We start from the raw sequence: 3,563 nt of genomic DNA on the forward strand, positions 1-3,563 counted from the left end.
ACGCTGGGCACTGGCTTTCCTGGCGGCACTTACCAGCAAGTGTTTTACGTTGCCGACGTAGATGCCGTGGGTCCCGCCTTGGACGGGGAACTGCACGTCGACCTCGACGAGGCAGATTTTCTCGCGGTCTTCCCGTTGAAAGGTAAAGGCCGTGCGCGGCTGATCGGAACCGTCCGCGGCGAACGGGCGGCCTACTCCGAAAGCCTGAAGTTCGAAGACGTGAGCGATCGTGCCATCAGGCATATGAAGGTGCAGATTCGAACCGTCAACTGGTTCTCAAGCTATCACGTCCATCACCGTGTTACGGAGCACTTCCGCAAAGGCCGCATCTTCCTCTTGGGCGACGCCGCCCACATTCACAGCCCAGCCGGCGGCCAGGGCATGAACACTGGCATCGGCGACGCCATCAATCTGGCGTGGAAGTTGAGGGCCGTTCTGACCGGCCAAGCGCCGGACACCCTGCTCGACACTTATGAGGCGGAGCGTCGGGCCTTTGCACAAAAGCTCGTCGCCACGACCGACAGAGGGTTCACGCTCGCGACCGCTGAAGGACGGATGGCAGACTTCATCCGCACCCGCATTGTCCCCCTCGTTGTACCTACGCTCTTCAAATTCGACGCCGCACGCGACTACATGTTCGGTGCGGTGTCCCAGATCGTTATCGCCTACCGAAACAGCGCCATCAGCGAGGGCAAGGCCGGCGGTGTCAGCGGCGGCGATCGCCTTCCATGGGCGAGGACGCCGAACTCCGATAACTTCGCAGCACTTCAAACAATCGCCTGGCAAATCCATGTGTACGGTGCGACCAGCGCCGAACTCCGCGACTGGTGCAAGCATCATAATCTTCGCTTGAATACCTTCCCTTGGCATGAAGATTACGCAAAAACCGGATTGGCACAGGATGCGATGTATCTGCTTCGACCCGATACCTATGTTGCGCTCGCCAGCGAACGGCAGGATCCGGCGGCACTACGGCGCTATTTCGTGGAACGCGCACTCTCGTTGGAGCATTTTTGCTGACCTTCAATTTGATTAGCCAAGAGTTCATGTCGGTGCTTCTTAAGGGCCGACAGGGTGCTTCGCTCGTTCGATGCCCATACAACGGTCATGGTTCGGAGTTGGTCTCTTCAGAAAGAGCGCGGTCCTTAGGTCCCTTGGCCCGCGCCCGGTCGAGCTTGCCGAATTCAGTCATGATGCTCACTAGAACGCTCCCCGTCCAACCGAATGTGAACAAGCCCGATATTGCTATGATTGGTCCGATGAGTCGCCATCGATCAGGCAGGCTGATGTTGCCCTGGCCGAGCGTCGTGTAGCTCTCCAGGACATAGTAGTAGCTGTCACGCATTGAGGGGATGAACCCCCTCACATATATGGGCATGGCCCAAATGAGGGTTTCGGCGAAATGCAGCGCTGTCAGAGAAGCGATTGTCGCGGCGAGCAACAGGTTGAGTCGCCAGTGTGACGTGATGCTGCTCACATGGATCCAGGATTTGCTGAAGCGCTGATTGATTGCCCGGATACCTGCGCCGTGTACGAAAATTACAACAATCAATATCAAGGTGCCCACAGCAATTTCCAAAACGGGCTCGGGGGCTGAAAGTTCGTCCATGGTGTTATCCATTCCTTCATAAAAAGAAAGGCGGTTGCTACGGGACGGCAGCTTGACGAAGCACGCCAACGAGCGCCTCACCGTCGGTGAAATAGGGATCGCCACCGCCATTGCGGCCGTTCTTGGTGGCTCCGATTCCCTTAATCTCATAACTCGACGAAAGTTGCCCGGCTTTCATAAGATCGCTGATCACAAGATCTCGCTCGGCGTCGATGTCCGGCCCGATGTGATGCGTGATTTCGCCAGTGTCGTGGCTGAGGCCTACGCCACGATCGAAACTGGCGGAGCCGAGCCAAAGCGGGTGGCCATCAGTGCCGGTCTTTTTGGTGAGCCAGAAACGGACGTGGTTGCGCTGGTCGGCGCTCTTACCAACGGGCTTTTCGAAGGCGAGGTCCTGTTTTCTGCCCTCGAATAACAGCGGGCTAACCGGCGCATCGAGATCGGGCCGATCAAGCGCGACGCTTAAGCCGATGTCGATTGACGTTCTCAATGTAATTTTGTCGGCAGCAACCCATCCCGCAGCGGCGAATGCTCGGATCACCTGTTCCTTTGAGCCGACGAGACCGACATTGATGGGATCGCCGGGAATATCCTGCTCGGTGGTCGTGACCATCTTGCTGAAATCAGCAACTCGGCCGGCATCGCGAAAGATCCAAATCTCGGGAACGACTAAATAGGCAATAAGCAAATACGTCATCAGCAGGGCAATCAGCCCACTCACTGCCATGCGGATCTTCTTGCGCCGGAGCATCGGAGTCCCCTCCCGTTCTCATCGAAACTCGCTGAATGTATCGTCCTTCCGCCTCAAAGGTCCCAATTGTGCAATGACGCTCTAGCAGCACTGTGCATTCGCCATCACCCCCCAACATTGCACAACCCGGCAGGGGGCGATATGGGCAAGAGACCACGACTGATCGTGAACAAAGCCACGAAACCGGAGAAGCGTATCTCTTCCCACTCGCATTGGCTTCACAAGCTGCACGAGAAACACAAGCCGCGGAAACTAATGTTCTTCGTATCGATAGCCGTTCTTGCGGCGATTGTCATGCTTCCGCTCTATGCCCCGCTCTGATTTCAAACAATATTTCGGCAAAGACAGTTGCATTTGTCGGCCAGATGATTTGGCGCTTAAAGCCTCCGATGGTGACACAATCCATTGCAACAGCGAGAAAATAAGGATCGCCAACATCGATGCGCCAGAAGGTCGCGTCGCGACCCAAAGTAAAAGGTGGTTTCAGGACGTTTCCAACCGATCTAGTCGGCCGCCATACCACATCCGCCGAAGCAGCCCATCGCGGCGAATGAACTGGTGGTAGAGGGCCGCGCCGGCGTGGACTACCAGTAGCCCGACGAGCAGGAATGCGCCGAGGCCATGTGGCGCGCGGGGCGGGTAGTCGGTGAAATTGGGCAGCACCGCGCCCGGCGCACCGAAGACCGCAGGAGCAGCACCGCTTAGGAAAATCATCCCGATGCCGCTGGCGACCATGGCGAGAATAGCGACGTAGAAGGCTACGTGAACCCAGCGCGCGATGCGCTCCTGCCAGCGAGGTGCCCCCTCCACCGGCAGCGGCTTCTGATCGAAGCGCCACCACCAGACAATGCGAAAAGCCGTCAGAATCAAGACGATGATCGCAACCGGAATGTGAAAGCGCAGGAACCCCGCCTTGGCGGCCGCATCCATGGAATTGACGGCCCGGAAGCCGGAGCCGAGGAGCGCCAGGATCAGAATGGCGCTCAGCCAGTGAATGGAGACCGCAACCGTACCGTAGCGTTCAGGATTGCTCTTAAGCTTCATCGTCACCTTCCAGTTTGCTGCGCAGCGCCTTCATGACGGTGTGCGTCGTTTTGATGTCCTCGACCAGAAGCCCTTCCGATAGCCCGTTGACCCATGGGGCCTGCAGGCGCATGGCGGTGTCGAAAGCCTGTTTTCCCTTGTCCGTCAGCGCGACGAGTT

At 57.7% G+C, this 3,563-nt stretch carries 5 protein-coding genes and 1 pseudogene; 2 read left to right on the forward strand and 4 right to left on the reverse strand.

From position 1 onward, the window contains the following. Positions 1–1,020: FAD-dependent monooxygenase (locus AAAC48_RS27300; RefSeq protein WP_340657201.1), on the forward strand; the 1,020-nt coding region annotated here is incomplete at its 5' end. Positions 1,021–1,105: 85 nt separating this feature from the next. Here AAAC48_RS27300 and AAAC48_RS27305 read toward each other — a convergent pair. Together AAAC48_RS27305 and AAAC48_RS27310 are read right to left on the reverse strand one after the other, a co-directional pair. Further along, complete coding sequence (locus tag AAAC48_RS27305; protein ID WP_340657202.1) at positions 1,106–1,609, reverse strand: ion channel; 504 nt, start codon at positions 1,607–1,609, stop codon at positions 1,106–1,108. 37 nt (positions 1,610–1,646) lie between these two features. Beyond that, positions 1,647–2,360: an LssY C-terminal domain-containing protein gene (locus AAAC48_RS27310; RefSeq protein WP_340657203.1), complete on the reverse strand. Its 714-nt coding sequence runs from the start codon at positions 2,358–2,360 to the stop codon at positions 1,647–1,649. A gap of 141 nt (positions 2,361–2,501) precedes the next feature. Here AAAC48_RS27310 and AAAC48_RS27315 point away from each other — a divergent pair, with 141 nt between their 5' ends. Further along, the gene (locus AAAC48_RS27315; RefSeq protein ID WP_340657204.1) at positions 2,502–2,681 is read left to right on the forward strand and encodes a hypothetical protein; all 180 of its coding nucleotides are present in this window, start codon (positions 2,502–2,504) and stop codon (positions 2,679–2,681) included. A 162-nt stretch (positions 2,682–2,843) separates the two neighbouring features. Here the strand turns inward: AAAC48_RS27315 and AAAC48_RS27320 are convergent, their stop codons facing one another. Beyond that, positions 2,844–3,404: a cytochrome b/b6 domain-containing protein gene (locus AAAC48_RS27320; protein ID WP_340657205.1), complete on the reverse strand. Its 561-nt coding sequence runs from the start codon at positions 3,402–3,404 to the stop codon at positions 2,844–2,846. Then, a pseudogene (locus AAAC48_RS27325) lies at positions 3,394–3,563 on the reverse strand (MarR family transcriptional regulator); the annotation flags it as partial. The pseudogene AAAC48_RS27325 and the gene AAAC48_RS27320, both read right to left, overlap by 11 nt.

Source organism: Phyllobacterium sp. (assembly GCF_037994405.1).
Lineage (GTDB): Bacteria > Pseudomonadota > Alphaproteobacteria > Rhizobiales > Rhizobiaceae > Phyllobacterium.